Origin of the sequence: Paenibacillus zanthoxyli JH29 (assembly GCF_000520715.1) — a bacterium.
Taxonomy (GTDB): domain Bacteria; phylum Bacillota; class Bacilli; order Paenibacillales; family Paenibacillaceae; genus Paenibacillus_AQ; species Paenibacillus_AQ zanthoxyli.
In genome coordinates, this window is sequence record NZ_ASSD01000031.1 from 14,754 (window position 1) to 34,478 (window position 19,725).

Sequence of the window (19,725 nt, forward strand, 5' to 3'; positions counted from 1 at the left end):
AAACGAGTATCGGCTCAACAAAAGCCGTTTCCGTTAATCCTAAAAGCATGACGGGGATCATGGAAGCATAGCTTGTACATTTTTCATTTTTAAAAAGGAGAGAACCGCATGTTTCGGATCAGTCACTCCATCGGCCGGAAATTTATGTTATTGTTGCTCGCTGCCCTCTTATTCACTTCTCTTACGCTTAGTATCAGCTTTTACTTTATCTCTATCAATACCATCAACAGCTACGTTGTCCCGCAGATCGACAAGCTGCTCGGCTCTGCATCGCAGGACGTGTACAAGCAGCTCAACTCGACTAACGCAATGCAGGCCCGCACCAATGATCAGGCGGCGACGAATGTGGAATATTATTTAAGGGATAAACGGACCCAGCATAATGTGGAGACGATTTTTCTAGCAGAATACAAAGATGGAAAAGCTGTCGTCCTGAGTGCGGATCATGCTTCGGCGCTTAAACGGAAGGAAGAAATTCAGGTGACACCGGCTTTGGAGCAGGCCTCTAAGGGAAAGAGCGGTATCAGTGAAATATACTCCGACAGCCATGGCGTACATAAGACGGCTTACGTTGGCATTCCAGGGAGCGACCTTGTGGTCGGCGTCAGCGCGGATATGACATTTGTTAAGGACAAGATGACCAGCATCCTGTGGACAAGCGCCGGTATCACGCTGCTGGCGCTGGTCATCAGCATGGGCGCGGCTATGCTCATGAGCCGGCGAATTACCCGTCCGATCACCCGGCTTGCGGCATACAGCAACCAGTTGGCCGAGGGTGATTTTACTCAAGAATTGGATATTAAAGGTCATGACGAAATTTCCCGGTTGGCCGAGAGCTTCCAAACGATGACGCTGCGCCTGAAAGACTTAATCGGCGAGGTGCTGAGTACCGCAGACACCGTTATGGATGATTCCAACGAATTGAAGGAACGTGTGGACGGCATCCGGGAAATGGCGGAAAGCTCCAGGAAATCCGCTTCTGAGATTGGTAAAGGCAGCACGGCAATCGCAAGCAGTGCGGCGGACAACGCCCGGGCCATGGAAGAAATCAGCTTGGGCATTCAGCATATCGCTTCGGCAGCGGGTGAAGTGACCGAGCAGATTCATGAAGCCTCTACCGAAGCGGTTAGCGGCAACGATACGGCGCAAAGCGCCGTCGAACAGATGCGCCAGATTGGACGGACATCCGCGAAATCGCTGGAGCAGTTCCGCCAAATGGACGAGCAGTCGCAGAAAATCGGCGATATCGTCCAGGGCATCTCGGAGATCACCAAACAAATCCAAATGCTGTCCCTTAATGCCTCTATTGAAGCGGCGCGGGCGGGCGAGCATGGACGCGGCTTCGCCGTCGTCGCCGGAGAAGTTCGCAAACTGTCGGAGCAGTCCAGAGAAGCCACCGAGCAAATCCGCGAGTTCCTTCTCCGCCTGCAGGAGGAAATGCAGCGTTCTGTGACCAGTATGAATGAGGTTAATGCCGAGGTTGCGTCCGGCGTAGGTAAAGTCGAGGAAGCCGGCAACGCCTTCGACCACCTTGCCATACTCATCCAGAGTATCAACCAAAGCGTTCAGTCCGTTTCCGCGGCCACCCAGCAAATTTCGGCGGGAACCGAAGAAGTGACCGCATCCGTAGAGGAAACTGCGCAGATCACTAAGAAATCGCAGGCAGGCGCCGAGATTCTGGCCGACAATTACCTCAGCCAGCAGGAACAGCTCGATGGACACGCAAAAACGGTGGAGCATTTACATGGGCAGACGCTCAAAATGCAGGAAGCGGTAAGGAAGTTTAAAATTTAGCGCTTGCAAGAAGAAAACGGCTGCGCCGTCCTCGCAGGAGGAGGGCATCCGTTTCTCGTAAAAATATAAGACTATCTATATGCGCAAAACCTATAGATTCTTATATTTTGCAAAAGGTCCCGTCCGGCTTCCACCCAGCCTGACGGGACCTTTTGCTGTCTAATGCAGACCGGCGACTCCTGCTTTCATCGCCCGCCCCATGCGGAGCGGCACTTCGAATGCCAGCCGCCAAAGTCCGGCGTTTCCCGGTTAAGAGCCAACCGCAGCCGCCCCGGCCTCAATCTCTGCTTCCCCGTGCCTTGGGATTCGGTCCTCCTGAAAGCGGAACGCATGCCCGCCGGAAGACAGGGATGCCATAAACCGTTCAATCCGCCGCAGCGCCTCGGTCAGTTGGTCTGACGAAGCGGCATAGGAACAGCGTACATGTCCCTCTCCTTCGGGTCCGAACACGGAACCGGGTACGACCGCGACGCCGGCCTCATTAAGCAGCCGGTGCGCAAATTGCTCCGAGGTCAGCCCGGTTCCGGCAACCGACGGGAAGGCATAGAAGGCGCCGTCCGGCATATGGCAGGGCAGGCCAACCGCATTCAGCCCCTCGACGAACAGGGTCCGCCGCGCCTCAAAGGCGGCCTTCATCCGATCTTTTGCCTCCAGCCCGCTCCGCAGCGATTCGAGGGCGGCAATCTGCCCCGGAACGGGAGCGCACATGGCGGTATACTGGTGGATTTTGAGCATCGCGGAAGACAGTTCGCCGCTCGCGCAAGAATAGCCTACCCTCCAGCCGGTCATGGCGAACGCTTTGGAGAATCCGCTGATAACAATAGTCCGCTCTTTCATTCCCGGCAGCGCCGCGATGCTGAAATGCTGTCCATCGTAAGTCAATTCGGCGTAGACCTCGTCGGAAATGACAAGCAGATTATGCTTAGCGGCAAACTCGGCAATCGGCTCCCAATCCCTGCGGGTCATCACCGCGCCGGTCGGATTATTCGGATAATTGACGATGAGCGCCTTGGTGCGCGGGGTAATGCTCCGCCGCAGCGCCTCGGCCGTCAGCTTGAAGCCTTCTTCCCGCTTCGTTTCCACGGGTAGCACGGTCCCTCCGCTCAGCGTAACCATCGGCGCGTAGGCGACATACCCGGGTGACGGGATGATCACCTCGTCTCCCGGTGAAATGACCATTCGCAGCGCGATATCCAGCGCTTCGCTGCTGCCCATCGTGACTATGATCTCCGAACCCGGATCATAGGAAAGCCCGAAGCCGGTGCTTAAATACCCGGCAATTTCTTGGCGGAGCTCCGGAAGCCCCGCATTCGAGGAGTACCCCGTTTCTCCCCGGTTCAGCGCGGAGATGCAAGCTTTCCGGACCGATTCCGGCACCCGGAAATCCGGCTCGCCGACTCCGAGTTGAATCAAGCCCTTGTCACCCGAGCATTTTTCAAAAAAAGCCCGAATACCCGATGGGGGCAGCTCCCTTACATCCTGACGAATCCATTCACCGGACATGGACAGGCACGCCCCTTTCCTTCAGCGAAACAGCGATGATGGCATCCAGCAGACCGCTAAATGTCAGCCCGGCGGCCTTGGCGCTTCTAGGCAGCAGGCTGGCGGAGGTCATGCCCGGCAGCGTGTTCACTTCGAGCACGAAGGGAAAGCCGTCCGATAGAATCATATCGACCCGGGCATATACGGTGCATTTCAGCGTCCGGTAGCAGTCCAGGGCGATCCGCCGCACCTCGCGCTCCAGCTCAGGGGGCAGAACGGCGACCTGCTCTACCGCTCCGTTCGCGGTATATTTGGCGTCATAGTCGAACCATTCCGCAGCCTTAGGGATGATGCTGATGATCGGCATCGTCTCTCCGTCCAGAATGGGACAGGTAATCTCCATCCCCCGGATGTAGCGCTCCGCCATAACCGACCGGTCCCAGCGGAAAGCTTCCATTACGGCGGCGCGCAGCTCATCCGGCTCGTTCACCTTGGTCATGCCGATGCTGGAACCGCCCGAGGAAGGCTTGACGATAACCGGATAGCCGAGCTCCTCCAACGCTTCAGGCGAAAACTCGTCAATATGGTTCCAGCACAGCCAATCGGCGGTAGGGATGCCGGCTGCGCGGAGCAATCTTTTGGACATATCCTTATCCATGCAGATGGCACTGGACAGAACGCCGCTCCCCGTATACGGAATGTTCAGCGATTCCAGCACAGCCTGCACGGTTCCATCCTCGCCAAACGCCCCATGCAGCGCCAGCAGCGCAAGATCGAGGCCACGCACCTTCTCCGCCAGCTCTTCCTTCTTGTTAATGACGACCGGAACAGCCTCATATTTATTAGGGTCCAGCATTTTTAACATCTCCTCGCCCGTCTTCAGCGAAATTTCTCTTTCCGACGATATGCCGCCCATAATCACGCCAACCTTCATGTCTATCGCTCCTTTTCGTTAACCGGTTCGTCCATGCTCATACAAGCCTATTCATTCTGCGGTCGCCAGCTGCCGCTATTTTTTCCGTGACCATTCATCAGCTCTCTTGCCGCTTCGCCGATGATAGCGATTCCCTTGCGGATATCCTCATCGGCCACTCTGGAGAACCCAAGACGCAGCGTATTCCCGCCTGTTCCATCCGTATAGAAATTGTCTCCCGGTGTGAAAATCACGCCTTTATCCGAGCAGGCCGCAAGCAGCTCTCTGGTGTCAAAGCCCTGCTCAAACGCCATGAACAGATGCAGCCCGCCGTCTCCCGACAGGGTGGAATAAGGAACAAGTTCGCGGCAGCATGCAAGCGTCCACTCGTATTTCCGCTTATATTCGGCCCGCGCTCTGCGAAGATATTTTTCCAGATTCCCGTTATGCAAATATTGATACAGCAGCGATTGGTCAAGCGTCGAGGTATGAATGTTCCTTGCCCGCTTGATGCTCTCGAGAATGCCGATCAGCCGCCGGTCCGCCAGCACCCAGCCCACTCTCAGACCCGGAAACAGCACTTTTGAAAAGCTTCCGATATAAATGACGCCATTCCCCGCTCCCGCCATGGCCGCCAGCGGTGCCACATGCGAGCCGGAGTACCGCAGTTCCTCGTTGAACCCGTCCTCGATGATAGGAATCCGGTAACGGTTCATCAAGGTCATCAGCTCCAGCCTTTTTTGCAGGGAAGTCACAATGCCTGTCGGGTTATGGTAGGACGGAACGAGATAGGCGAGATCGTATGCCTCTTCCCCCAGCGCCTGTTCCAGCCCATCGATACTAATGCCGTCCGGCTCCATCGCAATGCCCTTGATTTCGAAGCCGTGCAGCTTCAAAATTTTGATCGCCGTATTGTGGGTCGGGTTCTCGCACAGCACGGTTCCGCTTTTCTTTCGGATAGCCGACAGTACGATGTCAAAGCCTTCAGTGAAGCCGCTCGTAATCAGCATATCTTTATCCTGAGTATCCACGCCCTTGCGGGCCATATAGTCCATTAAATAGTCGATCAGCGGCTTGTAGCCCTTGGCATAGCCGTAATTCAGCAGCACATTTCCCTCCACGGCCATCCGGTCCGAAAAAGCGCGCTTGACGCTGTCCAGATCGAACAGCTTCTCATCTGGCGCGATGCTCGTAAACGAGATGGTTCCTTTCGCCGCCCGGATGCCGCGCTTCATCAGATCCAGTTCCTCCGCCAGCCGGGCATATTCGCTTACGCGCTCCGTCCAGTCCAGCTTCCGGCCATCGTCCGCTTCCGGAATACCGGCTGCCCGTACGGGCGACACCGCAGCGGCAAAGCTGCCCTTGCCCTGCACGGTGTAGGCGAAGCCGTCTTCCTCAAGCTCCGCATAGGCGGAGATGACTGTATTGCGGCTGACGCCGAGCAGCCCGGCCAGTTCTCTTGTCGCGGGAAGCCGCCGGTCCGCCTGAAGCGCACCTTGGACAATCAGCCGTTTCATATAATCTTTAACCTGGAGATAGACCGGACGGCCCTCCGCAAGCTTGAAATCATTGAACATACGTGTATCTCCTCCACCGTTATCATGGCATATTTGCACAGGCAAAAAAAGAACCGCACACGCGGCGATTTTCACCGGTAGCGGTTCTGGGTGTCAAAAAAGTGATATACCTCATTAATGGATGTTGTGTTATGGTAGGGAAGAAATGAATAGGATGAATTCTTTTTACGACGGAGGTATAGACATGCTCTTTATCGATAATTCCGGAATCACGGACCCGGCCATCAATCTGGCCATTGAGGAATACGCGTTAAAATTTCTGTCCATGGACGAGAGCTATTTGCTGTTTTATATCAACAGCCCGTCCATTATTATCGGCAAGCATCAAAATACAATAGAAGAAATCAATCAGGAGTACGTTAAAGAGCATAATATCAAGGTTGTACGGCGGTTGTCGGGTGGGGGCGCGGTCTATCATGACCTCGGTAACCTGAACTTCAGCTTCATCACAAAAGATGACGGCGAATCGTTTCATAACTTCCTGAAATTCACCCAGCCGGTCATTGATTACTTGCAAAGTATGGGTGTTAACGCAGAGCTGAGCGGGCGCAACGATCTTCAGGTCGGGGAGCAAAAAATTTCCGGAAACGCCCAGTTCTCAACCCGGGGGCGCATGTTCAGCCACGGCACGCTGATGTACAATCTGAATCTGGATGATGTGCAGGCTTCGCTGAATGCGAACCCCAAAAAATTCAAGTCCAAGAGCACCAAATCAGTCCGCAGCCGGGTCGCCAATATTAAAGAACTGCTCGGAACGGACATGACGATTGAGGAATTCCGCGCGGGCCTGCTGCGGTCCATCTTCGGCATGGAGCCGGATGGAGTGCCGCAGTACAAGCTTAATGAGGAGGATTGGGCGCAAATCCATAAGATCTCGGCGGAGCGGTATCAGAACTGGGATTGGAACTACGGCCAGTCGCCGAAGAGCAATGTGAAGCATGCGGTTAAGTTCCCTGGCGGCATCGTCGATATCCGGATGGAGCTCAAGGATGGACGGATCGAGGAAATCAAGATTTACGGCGACTTCTTCGGTGTGGGCGATGTAGCTGATGTGGAAGACGCCCTGCGCGGCAAGCGGTATGAGCAGGAAGAGGTTCGGCAGGCGCTCTCCCCCCTCGACCTGAAGCATTATTTCGGCCGCATCGAGCCGGAGGATGTTATTGGTTTGATTTTTCTGGAGGAGTAGGTCAGCCAGAAACTTCTGGTTGGCCTATTCAGGGTTACGGAGTCAATCCGTTAGTTGAATACAGGCTTCTTGCGATGGTTCGTTCTTTGCTCAAAAGCATATGCTATGCGAATTAGAGTAGGTTCGCTAAATGCTGTTCCAGCAAAAGTAATTCCAAATGGTCTGCCATTCTCTTGATACCCAGCAGGAATAGCAATGGACGGATAGCCCGCTCTGGCGCATATGTCCGCTCCAATATAAGCAGGAAACATTATCGCATCTAATTGATAACGTTTTATCGCATAATCGATTCCTTCGTTCTGAGCAAGATGCAAATCCATTATGGATTCCAGGAGGTAATCTTTATTTTTTAGGGGATCGGTCAGCCTTTCCCGGAATTCCAAAAGATCTTGACCGTATTTTAGAGCTTTTTCAGCATGCTCCTTATTCCACTCGATTAGCTCGGACAATGAATGGATCGGCATGTGTGCCGGAAGGTGCTGCAGATAATTCTCTATTCCATGTTTAAATTCCAGATTTATCTTATTCCACTGCCATGGGCCATGGAACGAGGGAATATCTATCTGTTCCACCACTTCCGCTCCTGCTTTAATCAAGTCGGAGACTGCCTGATTAAATAGAGCCTCATCATACTCGCCAGATTCCCGCACATGATCGGGCACTTCACAAAAGACTCCGATTCTCGCTCCGTATAATCCCTCTCTGTCCAGGAATGCGGTATAGTCCTGCGTGGTAGGACAGCTTTCATTCCGCCAAGTTGCCGGATCTTGCTCATCCCTCCCAACTAATGCGCTAAGTAGAATTGCCGCATCCGAAACCGTTCTTGCCATCGGCCCGGCTGTATCTTGGGAGTATGAAAAAGGGATAATCCCCGAACGGCTGATTAAACCAACGGTCGGCTTGATGCCCACGATAGACATTTGTACGGCCGGACTTAGAATGGAAGCAGAGGTTTCTGTACCTATCGCCGCCGCTGCGAGATTCGCCGCAACCGCAGCCGCCGATCCAGTACTGGACCCGCCTGTGAAAAATTCTCCATAAGGGTGCATGACCTGACCGCCCTTTGAACTGTATCCTGCCCACATGGTGGAGGAAACGCCGTTAGCCCATTCTGTCATATTGGTCTTGCCCAAGATGACAGCTCCTGCTTCCCTTAACCGCCGGATCAGAAAAGCATCCTCCGTGCTTACACGCTGTGCCAATGCTAATGCTCCCGCACTAGTCCGCATCTTGTCTCCGGTTTCGATATTATCCTTCACGAGAATCGGAATTCCATGAAGTGGGCCTCTACTGCCCTTACGCTGCCGCTCTATATCGAGCGCCTCTGCAATGAAGATGGCATCGGGATTGATTTCCATAATTGCATTGATGTGAGGACCATCCTGATCATACTTTGCGATACGGGATAAATAACAAAACACTAATTCTCTTGAGGTCGTTTTTCCATGTGCCATCGCGTCTTGTAAATCGAATATGCTTGTTTCTTCCACATCGAAATTTTTCATTTTAAAAGGATCTTCCATATACACACCCCATCAGTCCCAGTCTTCCAAAATTACGTAGTTAGTAATCCAATAATATCACGATGAGTAACATCACAGCAGGATTGAACCAGGGCGTGTATGCAAAGATTTCGCATGAAGCTTATTACAGAAGATTTAAATTTACCGCCCCGTACTTACGTACACGAATATTATAAATTTTACCCACACCAAATGAGTTCATATATTCCGTATAGGATGCTGTGGACTCTTTCGGCAGCAATGCCATGATCACACCGGCAAATCCACCTCCATGCACGCGGCATGCGCCCTTTCCGATGCTTTTAATGAACCGTTCGGTAAGAGCCAGATGTACCGTTACCCCTTGTGTCTCGGGCGCCGAATTTGAATAGCAATTTTGCAGCCATTTCCAGGAGGAATTGCCGGATTCATTGACCAGCCTTAGAAACTCATCCACATTATCGTTGTTCAAAGCTTCGACCTGTTGATCCACCCGGCTGTTTTCCTCATAAAAATGCAGTGCTCTCAGAAGTGCTCTATCTCCAGGACTCTCCCTGAGTTCCGTAAAATGCTTCAATACCTCTTCTATACTCAAGTCACGGAGAACCTCTCCTCCAAGATTCTTTGCCACCGCCTTCATTTCAGTAGGGATGGAAGAGTACTCATCACTTAAATCGGCATGATTTGCTCCCGTAGGAATGATTAACAGCTCATAATTTTTGTCTATGGTTTCAAAGTTCAATGTTTGGATAACCGGAGATTGGCCGTCTTTAAAATCAATTGTAATCAGGCCGCCGTAACCGCAAGCGATTTGATCCAGAAGGCCCGACTGTTTATTCCATTTCGTATTTTCAGCATATTGGCCTATCTTGGCGCATGTAATAATATCCATTTCGTTATGGTTATAGAAAAAATTAAGAATTGAACAGATCAGCATTTCAAAAGATGCTGAAGAGCTGACGCCCGCCGCGCTAATAACATCACTCGTTATACAAACATTGAACCCGCCAATGCTGTAACCGTACTTTTCAAAACCGTCGAGTACGCCTCTTACAATCGAGTAGGTACCGGAAGCATTCTCAATATCCTCTCTCCGGGTAAGATCAATCGCAAAATCTTCGCTGTAAGTTATGCTTTTTATGCAGATTTTATTGTCCGTATTCTTCTCCGCAACGCCTATACAGTCCATATTTATGCTCGCCGCTATAACTTTTCCCAAATTGTGATCGGTATGATTTCCGCTGATTTCACTGCGGCCAGGCGAACTAAACAGATAGACATCGGTTCCATCAAATCTTTTGGTATACTCGTTAACCAGAGAAGTGTATCTGTCGATTTGAGAGGAGAGGGCCTCTTGGCTCTCTCCATAAAGGTCTATTAATCTTTCCTTGAACCTCTCCGAATTAAGTAACTGAAATGTATCCGCTATAGATGGCATTTTGCCATTCCTCTCTCATGGATTATTATGACAAATCATCCTTTTACGGCCGAACCGACCGTCATCGCATTCTCCACTTGTTCGCTGAAGAACAGATAGATGATGACCATCGGCAAGCTCGCAATCGTCATGACCGCGCCCATGCCGCCCCAATCGGTGCTGTATTGCCCCTGGAAGAAGAGCAGACCGAGCGGAAGCGTCTTCATCGCTTCGTCGGAAATCAGAATATAGGCAAGCATGAATTCGTTCCAGTTGCTTAGGAATTGAAAAATGGCAACGGTCGCGATGGCAGGAGTTACGACAGGCACGATGATCTGGATGAACATCCGGTAAATATTCGCTCCGTCCATGCAGGCTGATTCCTCCAGTTCGCCGGGGATGCCTTTCATGAAGCCGTAGAAGATCAGGCAAGAGAAGGGCAGACCGATAGCTACATACGGAACGATCAGCGCGCCGTAAGTATTCGTCAAATGGAAATCACGAACCAGAATGGCAAGAGGAATCATGATGACCTGAAGCGGCATGAACATGCCAATCGTCATATACAATCTGACGCTCTCGCGGAACTTCCAGCGCATTCTTGCGATGGCGAACGAGAACATCAGGGCCAGCACAATAATCAGCAGCGTGGAAATGGATGAGACGATGTAACACCGCTTTCATAGGACAACCGCAACCAACAGATTTTATCGTGGATCGCGTTCATATCACTCATTCATCACATTCAATCATACCATTCATTCGGTGGCTCAAGCTGAGATAAATTATTTGTCCTCCTGGAGAGAAAGTCAAATCTTTCGATAAAAAAAGCACGGAGCGCTTTAAGGTCCGATGAATCCGACGCCAAAAAGCTCTCCGTGCCTCAGTCCGCGCTATACGTCCCTGGGGAATTTCAAGGGTCCAAAGCCCGCCGCTACCGGCCAACAACAAATGTCAGGACGACCAGCAAAAGCGTCAGCGTGACGCAAACTCCTTCCACGGCCCCGCCCTTCTTTGTGCCGGTACTCATCAGCTTCAAGCGCAGCTTGAAGGGCAGGGGCGGCAGCGGAGTGATGCCCCGCTGGGTTAGCGAGTCCGCAAGCAGATGCAGCGCGTACGATAGACCGCCGGCAATCCACAGGAGGCTCCCGCTTTCCATTCCCTTCCCGGCAATATACAGCAGCGCCGTCCACCCAGCCACGCCGTACAGTGTATGGGTCAGGCCCCGGTGGGGAACGAGCGTGGCAATGACCAAAATACTGGCGGCGATCGCATTCCAGGGATCATATGCGCTTCCGAATGCCACGAGTCCCACTGCGATCAGCAGCATAACGAGCTTGCGCAGCCTTCGCCCCGGCAGAAACGCCACGCTGCCAATGAGCAGCGCCAGCACGATATTCCAGGGATACGGCGCAACATCCGCAAAATACAGAAAGATGGCAGCGCCGATCAACGTTAATTGAAGCGTGCGCAGCAAAAAGGCGGGAACCGCACTGCGCACAAGCAGCGAATTCGGTTCGTCGATATCGGGAAGCAGCGAGCTGAGTGCCGCTACGGCGACAACGGGAACCGTGAGATGGCAGCCGGCCCATTGCATGGCCGATAAAGTGACCCCGGTGCTGATCACCAGGTGGGATTTGCCCATCATCGTTTGCAAACACCCCTTTCTAAGATGCTAGGAAGAAACGGCTGCGCTGTCCTTTTGGGACGGCACCGTCTCTCACAAACACGAACACACGTGCGGTTATCGAAGTATACCAAGCCTTCTTCCTTTTGTCCAGTCCGTATTTGCGCGATTGTTCTCCCCTTATTTTTAGGATACAATTTAGTCAGCTTATCCGTTTCCCAAGCAGCAGATTTATATAAGGAGAGAACCCGAATGTACAAGCTGATTGCCATCGACATTGACGACACGCTGATCAATGACGACAAGGAAGTAACCCCCGCCACGCAGGCGGCGCTGGAAGCGGCCATAGCCGCAGGTGTGGTTGTCACGCTCGCCACCGGACGCGCCTACGCATCCGCCCAAGCCATTGCCCGCCAGACCGGACTTAATGTGCCGATCATTACTTATCAGGGCTCCCTTGTGAAGAATCTGATGGACGAAAAAGTGCTGTACGAGCGCTTCGTGCCTCAGGACGCGGTTCATAAAGTTTTTAAATACTGCATAGAGCACAATCTGCATCTGCAAACTTATGTCGACGATAAGCTGTATTCCCGTGAGGAGAACCAGAAGCTGATCGATTATGCAGCACTGAACAAGACCCAGTATTATATTGAGCCGGACTCGGAAAAGCTTGCCGGGATCAAGACCCCTAAGCTGCTGATCATCGACGATCCCGATTTCCTCGACGAACTGGCGCCCAAGCTCCGGGAGCTGCTCGGCAGCGAGGTTCACATTACCAAATCGAAGCCTCACTTTCTTGAAATCATGCACAAGGAAGGTACGAAAGGGCTGGCGCTCGAATTTCTGGCCGACTATTTCGGCTGCAATATCTCCGAGACCATCGCCGTCGGCGACTCGTGGAACGACCATGAAATGCTGGAGACCGCCGGTCTTGGCGTAGCGATGGGCAATGCCATTCCGGCGCTGAAAGAGATCGCGAATTATATAACTGCAAGCAATAATGAGGACGGAGTCAAGCAAGTTATCGATAAATTCATCCTGCAAAAATAATAAAGGGAGCGCGGACCCGTGCAATACGGATCTTGCGCTCCCTTCGTCTGTATCCGGTACAGAGCAATAAGCGTTATATGCCGGTGCTGTACGCCGGATGATAGAGGTCCAGCCATTCGAGAACGAATCTGGCGGCATTCAGCGCCGCCAAATCCAGGTTAGAGGTGAACAGCTCTTCCGCAGCGGTTCCGGCGATGTCGGAAATAGCGCGCACGGCCAGAAACGGCACGCCGAACCGGTACGCGGTCTGGGCGACAGCGGCCCCCTCCATATCCGTCGCAAGCGATTCGGGAAACCGTTCGCGGATCAAGTCTGCGGCCTCACGGCGGCCGATAAAAGAATCTGCGGTCGTTATCAGGCCCGTAAAGACACTCTCTTCCGACTCCCTGGCGGTTGACAGCTGGCGGGCGAGCGCCAGAAATTCCTCCTGAACCGGGTAACGGGCCGGCATCCGCGGCACCTGACCGTAAACGTACCGCTCAAAAGCCGTCGCATCAACATCGCTGTAAGCCAGCTCCGTTCCGACGACAACATCGCCGATCCGCAGGCCGCTGCCGATGCCTCCGGCCGAACCGGTATTAATAATCAGCTCCGGCTCGTACCGCTCAATCAGCAGCGCCGTCGTCAACGCCGCATTGACTTTACCTACGCCGCTTTGCAGCAGCACGATCTCCCGTCCATCCAAAGTTCCGGTGTAATACATTCCTCCCGCCGCTTCCGATCTGTGAACATTCTCCAGCCGGCCCAGCAGCCATTCCACCTCTTCTTCCATTGCGCCTATGATCGCTATGCTCATCCATTCGACTCCTTTAGACCAGCCTAATTTCTAGTCCTTGCATGTATTCCCTTAGCAGCTAACCGTGACGGTTTCGCCAGCGCATCAAACCAGGAGCTCCCCCGCTCGTACCTCCTTCATTTTCATCCACTGAAGTTCACCCTTCAGGATTTCGCCAGGCGCCTGCCATCTAATCCCGGCGGGCCTTGCGGGCGAACCGGTTCCCTGCGGATTGTATGCCCTGAACAAAAACGATGAGAATGGCAACCGTAACGAGAATAACGAAGGTGTCAAAACGCTGGTATCCATAGGAAATGGCAAGATCGCCGATGCCTCCCCCTCCGACTGTTCCAGCCATCGCCGTTGCCCCGATAAGCCCAATGGTCGCGGTAGTCATCGTCAGAATCAGGGAACCGAACGCCTCAGGGAGCAGAAAATGCCAGATCACCTGAAACGTCGTCGCCCCCATCGCTTCAGCCGCTTCCATGATTCCGGGACTGACTTCGAGCAGAGAGTTCTCAACCAGCCGGCCGATATACGGCGCCACATAGACCACCAGGGGAACGATGGCGGCGCTGGTCCCAATCGAAGTATGAACGAGCAGCCGGGTAAACGGAATAATGGCGACCAGCAAAATAATAAACGGCAGCGACCGGACCACATTAATTAGCGGATTAAGCACAGCGAAAACGAACCGGTTCTGCAGGATGCCCCCGGGCCGGGTAATAACAAGCACGATGCCGATCGGAATGCCGAGCAGCGCCCCGAAAAACAGCGATACCCCCACCATGACCACCGTTTCACGCAGCGCCTGAAACAGCTGATCCGCTGTAATAATCGTATTCATACCGCCGTCACCTCCTTAATCACCCGATCCTTATGACTTTCTGCAATAACCGGGTCTTTCCGGCGGTTCTGAAATTCCTGAAGATCCTGAAGCTCTCCAATCTCAACGCCCCGTGATCCGAGAAATTCAACAGCCCGGAAAATATCCCGATCCTCGCCGCCGAGCTGCACAATCATCATGCCAAGCGTCGTGTTCTGGATTTGGCTCATGTTGGCAAACAGAATGTTGACGCTGACGTTATATTTTCGAATCAGGCTGTCGATGATCGGCTCCGAAGCGTTGCCGCCCGCAAATTTCAATTTGAACAGCCGCCCCGCTCCTTCCGGACTTAGGCTCTGGAGCACGCTTTCCGGCACCGAGGTTTGAATAACGGTCCGCACGAAGCTCTCCGTAGTGGGATGCTGAGGATTGCCGAAGACTTCGAGCACCTCGCCCTGCTCGATGATCTCGCCTTGTTCCATGACGGCTACCTTGTTGCAGATTTGCTGAATGACGGCCATTTCATGCGTGATCATGAGAATGGTGATATGATATTCTTCATTTATTTTTTTCAGCAGATCCAGAATGGATTTAGTCGTCTGCGGATCAAGCGCTGAGGTTGCTTCGTCGCAGAGAAGAATCGAAGGATTACTTGCCAGCGCCCGGGCAATGCCGACCCGCTGCTTTTGGCCCCCCGACAGTTCCTTCGGGTAGCTGTCCGCTTTGTCGGCCAGCCCGATAAACTGCAGCAGCTCGGTTACGCGCTCACGGATGCTCTTCTTGTCCTGCTTCAGCAGCACGAGCGGAATGGCGATGTTATCGTATACCGTCTTCGACTCCAGCAGGTTGAAATGCTGAAAGATCATGCCGATTTTCTTCTTGGTCTTGCGAAGCTGTACCGGAGAGAATTGATCCAGCGCTTCACCTTCAACGAAGACCCGGCCTTTCGTCGGCCGCTCCAGATAGTTCACCATCCGAATCAATGTACTTTTGCCAGCGCCGCTGTACCCGATCACTCCGAAAATATCGCCTTTATCGACCCGTAAGTTTACGCCCTTCAGCGCTTCAATCGTCTGTCCTTTGCGTGTAAACGTCTTGTGAATATCCTTTAATTCGATCATCCTCATGGTCTCCCTTCACTTAACTGAACGGCAGACTTGCGGAAGATTCCCGTTCTTGCCATCCGCTCGGCGGCTTCCAGCAGCTGCTCCTCGCTGTTCACCAGTCCGATCCGCACATAAGAATCGCCCTGTGAGCCGAATCCCTCGCCCGGAGCGACCGCAACATGAGCCTCTTCCAGCAGCTTCTCGGCAAATTCCAGCGACCGGTAGCCCTCTGGCACTTTAAACCAGGCAAAAAAGGTTCCTGCGGGAGCAGAAACGTCCCAGCCAATACTGCGCAGCTTCGATACTAAAAGATCGCGCCTGCGTTCATAAGACTCGACAAGCTGTTGCACATTCCCCTGCGGTCCGAGCAGCGCGGCGGCGGCCGCATCCTGCACCGCGCCGAATATCGTGCTGTACACATGGGTGTGATATAGCTTCAAAGCGGCGATGACCGATGCGTTGCCAACGGCGAACCCGAACCGCCATCCCGCCATATTGAAGGTCTTGGACAGCGAATAGATTTCCGCACCGTACTCCTTGCCTCCGGGAATCTGCAGAAGGCTGATCGGCTTGTGCCCGTCAAAGCCAAACGCGCCGTATGCGAAGTCGTTCACCACCGGAAAATGATGCTTGGCGGCCAAAGCGACCGACTGCTCGAAGAAGCCCCTCGTCGCCACCGCTCCGGTCGGATTGTTCGGATAGTTAAGCAGCAGCAGCTTCACACGCCGGATGATTTCCTCCGGAACCGTGCGGTAATCCGGCAGAAATCCGTTCTTTTCGTATACCGGGATCGCGTGCACCTCCGCCCCGGCCATCGCGGCCGCCGCATAATACGGCGGATAGGCGGGATTGGCCGTCAGCAGAACATCCCCGGTTCCGAGAAAAGCCTGCGAAATTCCCATAATGCCGATGCCCGATCCGTGAAAAACAGCCACCTCCGTTTCCGGGTCCAGATCGACGCCGTACTCACGTTTATAGAAGGCGGCGACGGCTTCAAGCGTGCTCTTTTTTCCGTAAAAAGGAGGGTAGCCATGGTTCTCCGGCTTGTCGGCCGCTTCCTTCAGGCTGCGGACAATATGCTCTGGGGTCGGCTGATCCGGATTGCCGCTGGACAGATCGATAATATCAATGCCTCTGCTGCGGTAGTCAGCCACTTTTTCCTTGAGTGCCCTGAAATAGTGCTCGGGAAGCCGGCCAATGACAGCGGAAGATTTAAAATTCACCATGATTACACCTCCTCCTGATTTTTATTCGTTGAAATAAGCTGGTAATCTGTAGCCTTCATACGCCGGATTGGATTTGATGTAGTCCTTGAATTCCTGGGAATGATAGCCTTCGATAATGTCCTTAACGAACTGCTTGTCTTTATTTTTACTGTCCACCGCTACGATGTTGGTGAATGGGTCCGTCATATTTTCAAGCTTCAGCGCCGTTGTCAGTTTGATGTTATTCGCAATGGCGAAGTTGCCCTGAATGGCGGCAAAATCCACATCCTGAAGCGCCTGAGGTCCTTGAGCGGGCTCCGTCGGCACAAATTTGATATTATGCGGATTGGAAGTGACGTCATTAAGCGAAGTTTGCAGCGGATCAATATTATCCTTCAGCGTAATCCAGCCGGCTTCTTTCAGAATGGTCAAAGCCCGCAGCATGTTGACAGGCTCGTTCGGCAGATTGACCTGGGCGCCGTCGCTGATCTCATCCAGGCTCTTATGCTTCTTGGAATACAGGCCCATCGGAGGAGTCGGAACTTGGACCGCGCCAATCAGGTTAATCCCTTCTCTTTTGTTGATCGAGTCAAGGTATAGGGAATGCTGAAAGACATTGGCGTCTATCTCCCCTTGTGATACGGCCACATTCGGTTGAATGCCGTCCGTGAACTCCTTGTATGTAATCTTGTACCCTTTTTTCTCAAGGTAAGGCGCAACGCCGTTCTTAAATTGATCGCTGTATGGCCCCGGGTTAAAGCTGATGCGCAGCGTTTTGGATTCCTGCTCAGAACCATTCCCTGACGAAGCGGCGTTGGAGCTGTTCCCGCATCCCGAGATCAGAAGCACAACAGCCATAATCAGTAATAGCGGTGATACCCATCGATTCATTACCTTTTTCATTAACAACCTTCCCCCTTAAATATCCATTCAATAGATTTTTCTCCGATTACCTCATTTAACCAATTAAATTAATCGGATTTATTTGTTTTTCATGATAGTACGCATCTTTATTGCTGTCAATACGTTATACCGCTGGGATTATCTATTTTTTATTTGTTCATTGGATGAAATATAAAATACTAGTTTACTTTAAATTCCGAGTATGATACTTTGAAATAAGCATTGAAGAAAATAGATTTGAACAAGTGAAAGGAAGAGACACATGGCTAAAGTCGAAAGTTTTCAATTGGATCATACGAAAGTTAAGGCCCCTTATGTGCGGGTTGCCGGAACGGAACGAAACGATGCAGGAAGCATTGTTCAAAAATACGACCTGAGACTGCTTCAACCCAATACCGACGCGCTGCCGACCGCTGCCCTTCATACGCTGGAGCATTTGCTGGCAACTTACTTGCGCGATGAGCTGCCCGGAATCATTGATATTTCGCCTATGGGATGCCGCACCGGCTTCTATCTGATTATCTGGGATGAGCATGAGCCATCGGCGGTAGCGGCGGCGCTGACCAAAGTGCTGCGCAAGGTTCTGGAAACGGAGACCGTACCTGCGGTCAGCGCTCTGGAATGCGGCAACTACAAAGACCATTCCCTGTTCAGCGCGAAGGAATATGCGAAGCTCGTGCTTGAGGCGGGCATCAGCGACGATCCCTTCACGCGCCGCTAAGGAGCCGGAAAGAACGATGCTGACAATCGATTTGACCGGCAAGACGCTGGTCATAACCGGAGGTCTGTCCGGTATCGGCAAGGGCATTGCGGATCTGTTCCTGGAAGCTGGTGCCAATGTCGTTATCGGGGATATCGCCTGTGAAGGGAAAGAAATCACCCCGAACCGGCTGGCGGTGATCCGCTGCGACGTTACCCGTGCGGAGGACGCAGATAGACTGATCGGCTTTGCCGTGGAGACATTCGGCAGAATTGATTTCGTGGTGAACAACAGCGGCATTTCTACGATGGATTTTGCGGTGGATATCAAGGAAGGCGATTGGGATAAGGTCATGGACGTCAACGCCAAGGGCGTCTATCTTGTCTCCCAGGCGGGAGCGAGACAAATGCTCCGGCAGGGCGGCGGCGGACGCATCATCAATATCGCCTCGCAGGCCGGCAAGAACGGCTACCGCTGCATGGGCGGATACGTCGCTTCCAAGCATGCCGTGCTTGGATTTACGAAGGTTATGGCGCTGGAGCTTGCCCGCGAGCAGATTCTGGTGAACGCGGTTTGTCCGGGCATTGTCGAGACCGACATGAAGCGCCGCGAACGGGTGGAAGGCGCGCAGCTGCGCGGGATGACGCCGGAGGACATCCTGGCCGAGGACTGTTCACAGGTGCCGCTGGGCCGGACGGCGCAGCCGGAGGATGTCGCGAATGTTGTGCTATTTCTGGCCAGCCCGCTTGCATCATACATGACCGGACAGGCGATCAATGTAACAGGCGGCATGACCATGAATTAGGGCGAAATTCAAGAGGGGACGGCTGCGGCGTCCTCTCTGAAGGAGGGCCTCCTTTTATGCCACTTTTAAACTATCGTCTCCCGTAACGACGTTAGATTTGTATGTCGCTACCGTCAAAGCACTGACCAGATTGAATGAGTTTTACCGCATCTTTTACTGCTTTCTGTTGAAATTCCGAGAGACGACTTAGGTAGTTAGTGATTCATCAATTATTTAAAACATTATATACGAAAAATACGAAAAATAGCGTCGAAGCAATTTGGCAGCATTCTCGAATATTTTTCAAAGCGGCTTCAGATCAAAATGAGTATATAGGTCAGTCCCAAATAGAAACATAGTGGACTGTACAGCCATGTATCGTATCTTGAAAAGGCGGAATGCTTAACGCGTTTGAAAAAGCCTAAATATTTGAAGTCCCCGATTGCCCGGACGACAAATACGAAAGCGCAGACGATACATCCCCAGCGAGTAAATGCGCTGGCCCCGATAGACGGAACATGCCCGCTTTGAATCAGCAGAAGTAAGCCGGCGAACAAAATCAGTGTCCCTACGATATTCGTACCCACCGCTCCGGGATAATGTGCCGGCTGCTGTTCCCCTTCCCTCGAATACATGGCAACCCGGGAGCCCCATTTTCCTCCGAAGGCCCAATAATAATGGAGCAGGCTGATCACTCCCAAAAAAAGAGTGGAAGAGAAAGTCATAAAATCCTTCATACCGATCGCCTCCCATGATCACAATACAAACCAGACGATGATCCGTCATTTCTCTAGATGAACCTCCCCTGCTTACACTTCGTTAAGAAGCAGGGGTTTCTTACTAGCACGTACCGTTACTTTCGATAAGCACATAGGTTG

Annotated in this window: 19 protein-coding genes; 6 read left to right on the plus strand and 13 right to left on the minus strand. The window is 52.6% G+C overall.

What is annotated here, in order from left to right; genetic code table 11:
- Positions 1-108 precede the first annotated feature (108 nt).
- Positions 109-1,794, plus strand: a complete 1,686-nt coding sequence (locus tag L691_RS0101515) for a methyl-accepting chemotaxis protein (RefSeq protein ID WP_025688348.1) — start codon at positions 109-111, stop codon at positions 1,792-1,794.
- Between the two features lie 249 nt (positions 1,795-2,043).
- Here L691_RS0101515 and L691_RS0101520 read toward each other — a convergent pair whose 3' ends face one another.
- From L691_RS0101520 to L691_RS0101530, 3 genes are read right to left on the minus strand one after another with little or no spacing between them, the layout of a single operon-like run.
- Positions 2,044-3,297, minus strand: coding sequence for an aminotransferase class I/II-fold pyridoxal phosphate-dependent enzyme (locus L691_RS0101520; RefSeq protein WP_025688349.1), 1,254 nt, complete (start codon positions 3,295-3,297; stop codon positions 2,044-2,046).
- The gene (locus L691_RS0101525) at positions 3,287-4,210 is read right to left on the minus strand and encodes a D-alanine--D-alanine ligase (RefSeq protein ID WP_025688350.1); all 924 of its coding nucleotides are present in this window, start codon (positions 4,208-4,210) and stop codon (positions 3,287-3,289) included. Before L691_RS0101525 ends, L691_RS0101520 begins: the two co-directional genes overlap by 11 nt.
- 47 nt (positions 4,211-4,257) lie before the next feature.
- The gene (locus L691_RS0101530) at positions 4,258-5,766 is read right to left on the minus strand and encodes an aminotransferase-like domain-containing protein (RefSeq protein ID WP_025688351.1); all 1,509 of its coding nucleotides are present in this window, start codon (positions 5,764-5,766) and stop codon (positions 4,258-4,260) included.
- A 184-nt stretch (positions 5,767-5,950) separates the two neighbouring features.
- Here L691_RS0101530 and L691_RS0101535 point away from each other — a divergent pair, with 184 nt between their 5' ends.
- Positions 5,951-6,952: a lipoate--protein ligase gene (locus tag L691_RS0101535; protein WP_025688353.1), complete on the plus strand. Its 1,002-nt coding sequence runs from the start codon at positions 5,951-5,953 to the stop codon at positions 6,950-6,952.
- Positions 6,953-7,002: 50 nt separating this feature from the next.
- Here L691_RS0101535 and L691_RS0101540 read toward each other — a convergent pair whose 3' ends face one another.
- From L691_RS0101540 to L691_RS0101550, 3 genes are all read right to left on the minus strand, one after another.
- Entirely contained in the window at positions 7,003-8,475 is a 1,473-nt protein-coding gene (locus L691_RS0101540; protein WP_025688355.1) for an amidase family protein, read from the minus strand.
- A gap of 124 nt (positions 8,476-8,599) precedes the next feature.
- Positions 8,600-9,892 carry a galactokinase gene (locus tag L691_RS0101545; RefSeq protein ID WP_025688356.1) on the minus strand — a complete coding sequence of 431 codons (1,293 nt, stop codon included), beginning with the start codon at positions 9,890-9,892 and terminating at the stop codon, positions 8,600-8,602.
- A gap of 35 nt (positions 9,893-9,927) precedes the next feature.
- Positions 9,928-10,470: a carbohydrate ABC transporter permease gene (locus L691_RS0101550; protein ID WP_232229066.1), complete on the minus strand. Its 543-nt coding sequence runs from the start codon at positions 10,468-10,470 to the stop codon at positions 9,928-9,930.
- Between L691_RS0101550 and L691_RS33880 the strand changes: the two genes are divergently transcribed.
- Positions 10,421-10,543, plus strand: a complete 123-nt coding sequence (locus L691_RS33880; RefSeq protein WP_269634830.1) for a hypothetical protein — start codon at positions 10,421-10,423, stop codon at positions 10,541-10,543. The two genes, L691_RS0101550 and L691_RS33880, sit on opposite strands and share 50 nt — an antisense overlap.
- A 262-nt stretch (positions 10,544-10,805) precedes the next feature.
- On the opposite strand, the gene L691_RS0101555 is transcribed toward L691_RS33880, so the two are convergent.
- Complete coding sequence (locus tag L691_RS0101555) at positions 10,806-11,519, minus strand: metal-dependent hydrolase (RefSeq protein WP_025688359.1); 714 nt, start codon at positions 11,517-11,519, stop codon at positions 10,806-10,808.
- 231 nt (positions 11,520-11,750) lie between these two features.
- On the opposite strand from L691_RS0101555, the gene L691_RS0101560 reads away from it, so the two are divergent.
- Complete coding sequence (locus tag L691_RS0101560; RefSeq protein WP_025688361.1) at positions 11,751-12,548, plus strand: Cof-type HAD-IIB family hydrolase; 798 nt, start codon at positions 11,751-11,753, stop codon at positions 12,546-12,548.
- Between the two features lie 73 nt (positions 12,549-12,621).
- Here the strand turns inward: L691_RS0101560 and L691_RS0101565 are convergent, their stop codons facing one another.
- From L691_RS0101565 to L691_RS0101585, 5 genes are all read right to left on the minus strand, one after another.
- Positions 12,622-13,344: a 5'-methylthioadenosine/adenosylhomocysteine nucleosidase gene (locus tag L691_RS0101565; protein WP_025688363.1), complete on the minus strand. Its 723-nt coding sequence runs from the start codon at positions 13,342-13,344 to the stop codon at positions 12,622-12,624.
- 169 nt (positions 13,345-13,513) lie between these two features.
- Entirely contained in the window at positions 13,514-14,170 is a 657-nt protein-coding gene (locus L691_RS0101570) for a methionine ABC transporter permease (protein ID WP_025688364.1), read from the minus strand.
- Complete coding sequence (locus L691_RS0101575; RefSeq protein ID WP_025688365.1) at positions 14,167-15,270, minus strand: methionine ABC transporter ATP-binding protein; 1,104 nt, start codon at positions 15,268-15,270, stop codon at positions 14,167-14,169. The genes L691_RS0101570 and L691_RS0101575 overlap by 4 nt, the downstream gene beginning before the upstream one ends.
- 2 nt (positions 15,271-15,272) lie before the next feature.
- Positions 15,273-16,478, minus strand: a complete 1,206-nt coding sequence (locus L691_RS0101580; RefSeq protein ID WP_025688367.1) for an aminotransferase class I/II-fold pyridoxal phosphate-dependent enzyme — start codon at positions 16,476-16,478, stop codon at positions 15,273-15,275.
- Positions 16,479-16,502: 24 nt separating this feature from the next.
- Positions 16,503-17,363: a MetQ/NlpA family ABC transporter substrate-binding protein gene (locus L691_RS0101585; RefSeq protein WP_025688369.1), complete on the minus strand. Its 861-nt coding sequence runs from the start codon at positions 17,361-17,363 to the stop codon at positions 16,503-16,505.
- Positions 17,364-17,625: 262 nt separating this feature from the next.
- On the opposite strand from L691_RS0101585, the gene L691_RS0101590 reads away from it, so the two are divergent.
- Positions 17,626-18,084 carry an S-ribosylhomocysteine lyase gene (locus tag L691_RS0101590; protein ID WP_025688370.1) on the plus strand — a complete coding sequence of 153 codons (459 nt, stop codon included), beginning with the start codon at positions 17,626-17,628 and terminating at the stop codon, positions 18,082-18,084.
- Between the two features lie 16 nt (positions 18,085-18,100).
- A complete protein-coding gene (locus L691_RS0101595) occupies positions 18,101-18,868 on the plus strand; it encodes an SDR family NAD(P)-dependent oxidoreductase (protein ID WP_025688372.1) in 768 nt (255 codons plus the stop codon).
- Between the two features lie 293 nt (positions 18,869-19,161).
- Here the strand turns inward: L691_RS0101595 and L691_RS0101600 are convergent, their stop codons facing one another.
- Complete coding sequence (locus L691_RS0101600) at positions 19,162-19,584, minus strand: DUF3995 domain-containing protein (RefSeq protein ID WP_025688373.1); 423 nt, start codon at positions 19,582-19,584, stop codon at positions 19,162-19,164.
- Positions 19,585-19,725 lie beyond the last annotated feature (141 nt).

Coding starts and splice junctions, on each gene's coding strand:
- L691_RS0101515 (WP_025688348.1), top strand. CDS start 109: ATGTTTCGGATCAGTCACTCCATCGGCCGGAAATTTATGTTATTGTTG.
- L691_RS0101520 (WP_025688349.1), bottom strand. CDS start 3,297: ATGTCCGGTGAATGGATTCGTCAGGATGTAAGGGAGCTGCCCCCATCG.
- L691_RS0101525 (WP_025688350.1), bottom strand. CDS start 4,210: ATGAAGGTTGGCGTGATTATGGGCGGCATATCGTCGGAAAGAGAAATT.
- L691_RS0101530 (WP_025688351.1), bottom strand. CDS start 5,766: ATGTTCAATGATTTCAAGCTTGCGGAGGGCCGTCCGGTCTATCTCCAG.
- L691_RS0101535 (WP_025688353.1), top strand. CDS start 5,951: ATGCTCTTTATCGATAATTCCGGAATCACGGACCCGGCCATCAATCTG.
- L691_RS0101540 (WP_025688355.1), bottom strand. CDS start 8,475: ATGGAAGATCCTTTTAAAATGAAAAATTTCGATGTGGAAGAAACAAGC.
- L691_RS0101545 (WP_025688356.1), bottom strand. CDS start 9,892: ATGCCATCTATAGCGGATACATTTCAGTTACTTAATTCGGAGAGGTTC.
- L691_RS33880 (WP_269634830.1), top strand. CDS start 10,421: ATGCCAATCGTCATATACAATCTGACGCTCTCGCGGAACTTCCAGCGC.
- L691_RS0101550 (WP_232229066.1), bottom strand. CDS start 10,470: ATGCGCTGGAAGTTCCGCGAGAGCGTCAGATTGTATATGACGATTGGC.
- L691_RS0101555 (WP_025688359.1), bottom strand. CDS start 11,519: ATGATGGGCAAATCCCACCTGGTGATCAGCACCGGGGTCACTTTATCG.
- L691_RS0101560 (WP_025688361.1), top strand. CDS start 11,751: ATGTACAAGCTGATTGCCATCGACATTGACGACACGCTGATCAATGAC.
- L691_RS0101565 (WP_025688363.1), bottom strand. CDS start 13,344: ATGAGCATAGCGATCATAGGCGCAATGGAAGAAGAGGTGGAATGGCTG.
- L691_RS0101570 (WP_025688364.1), bottom strand. CDS start 14,170: ATGAATACGATTATTACAGCGGATCAGCTGTTTCAGGCGCTGCGTGAA.
- L691_RS0101575 (WP_025688365.1), bottom strand. CDS start 15,270: ATGATCGAATTAAAGGATATTCACAAGACGTTTACACGCAAAGGACAG.
- L691_RS0101585 (WP_025688369.1), bottom strand. CDS start 17,363: ATGAAAAAGGTAATGAATCGATGGGTATCACCGCTATTACTGATTATG.
- L691_RS0101590 (WP_025688370.1), top strand. CDS start 17,626: ATGGCTAAAGTCGAAAGTTTTCAATTGGATCATACGAAAGTTAAGGCC.
- L691_RS0101595 (WP_025688372.1), top strand. CDS start 18,101: ATGCTGACAATCGATTTGACCGGCAAGACGCTGGTCATAACCGGAGGT.
- L691_RS0101600 (WP_025688373.1), bottom strand. CDS start 19,584: ATGAAGGATTTTATGACTTTCTCTTCCACTCTTTTTTTGGGAGTGATC.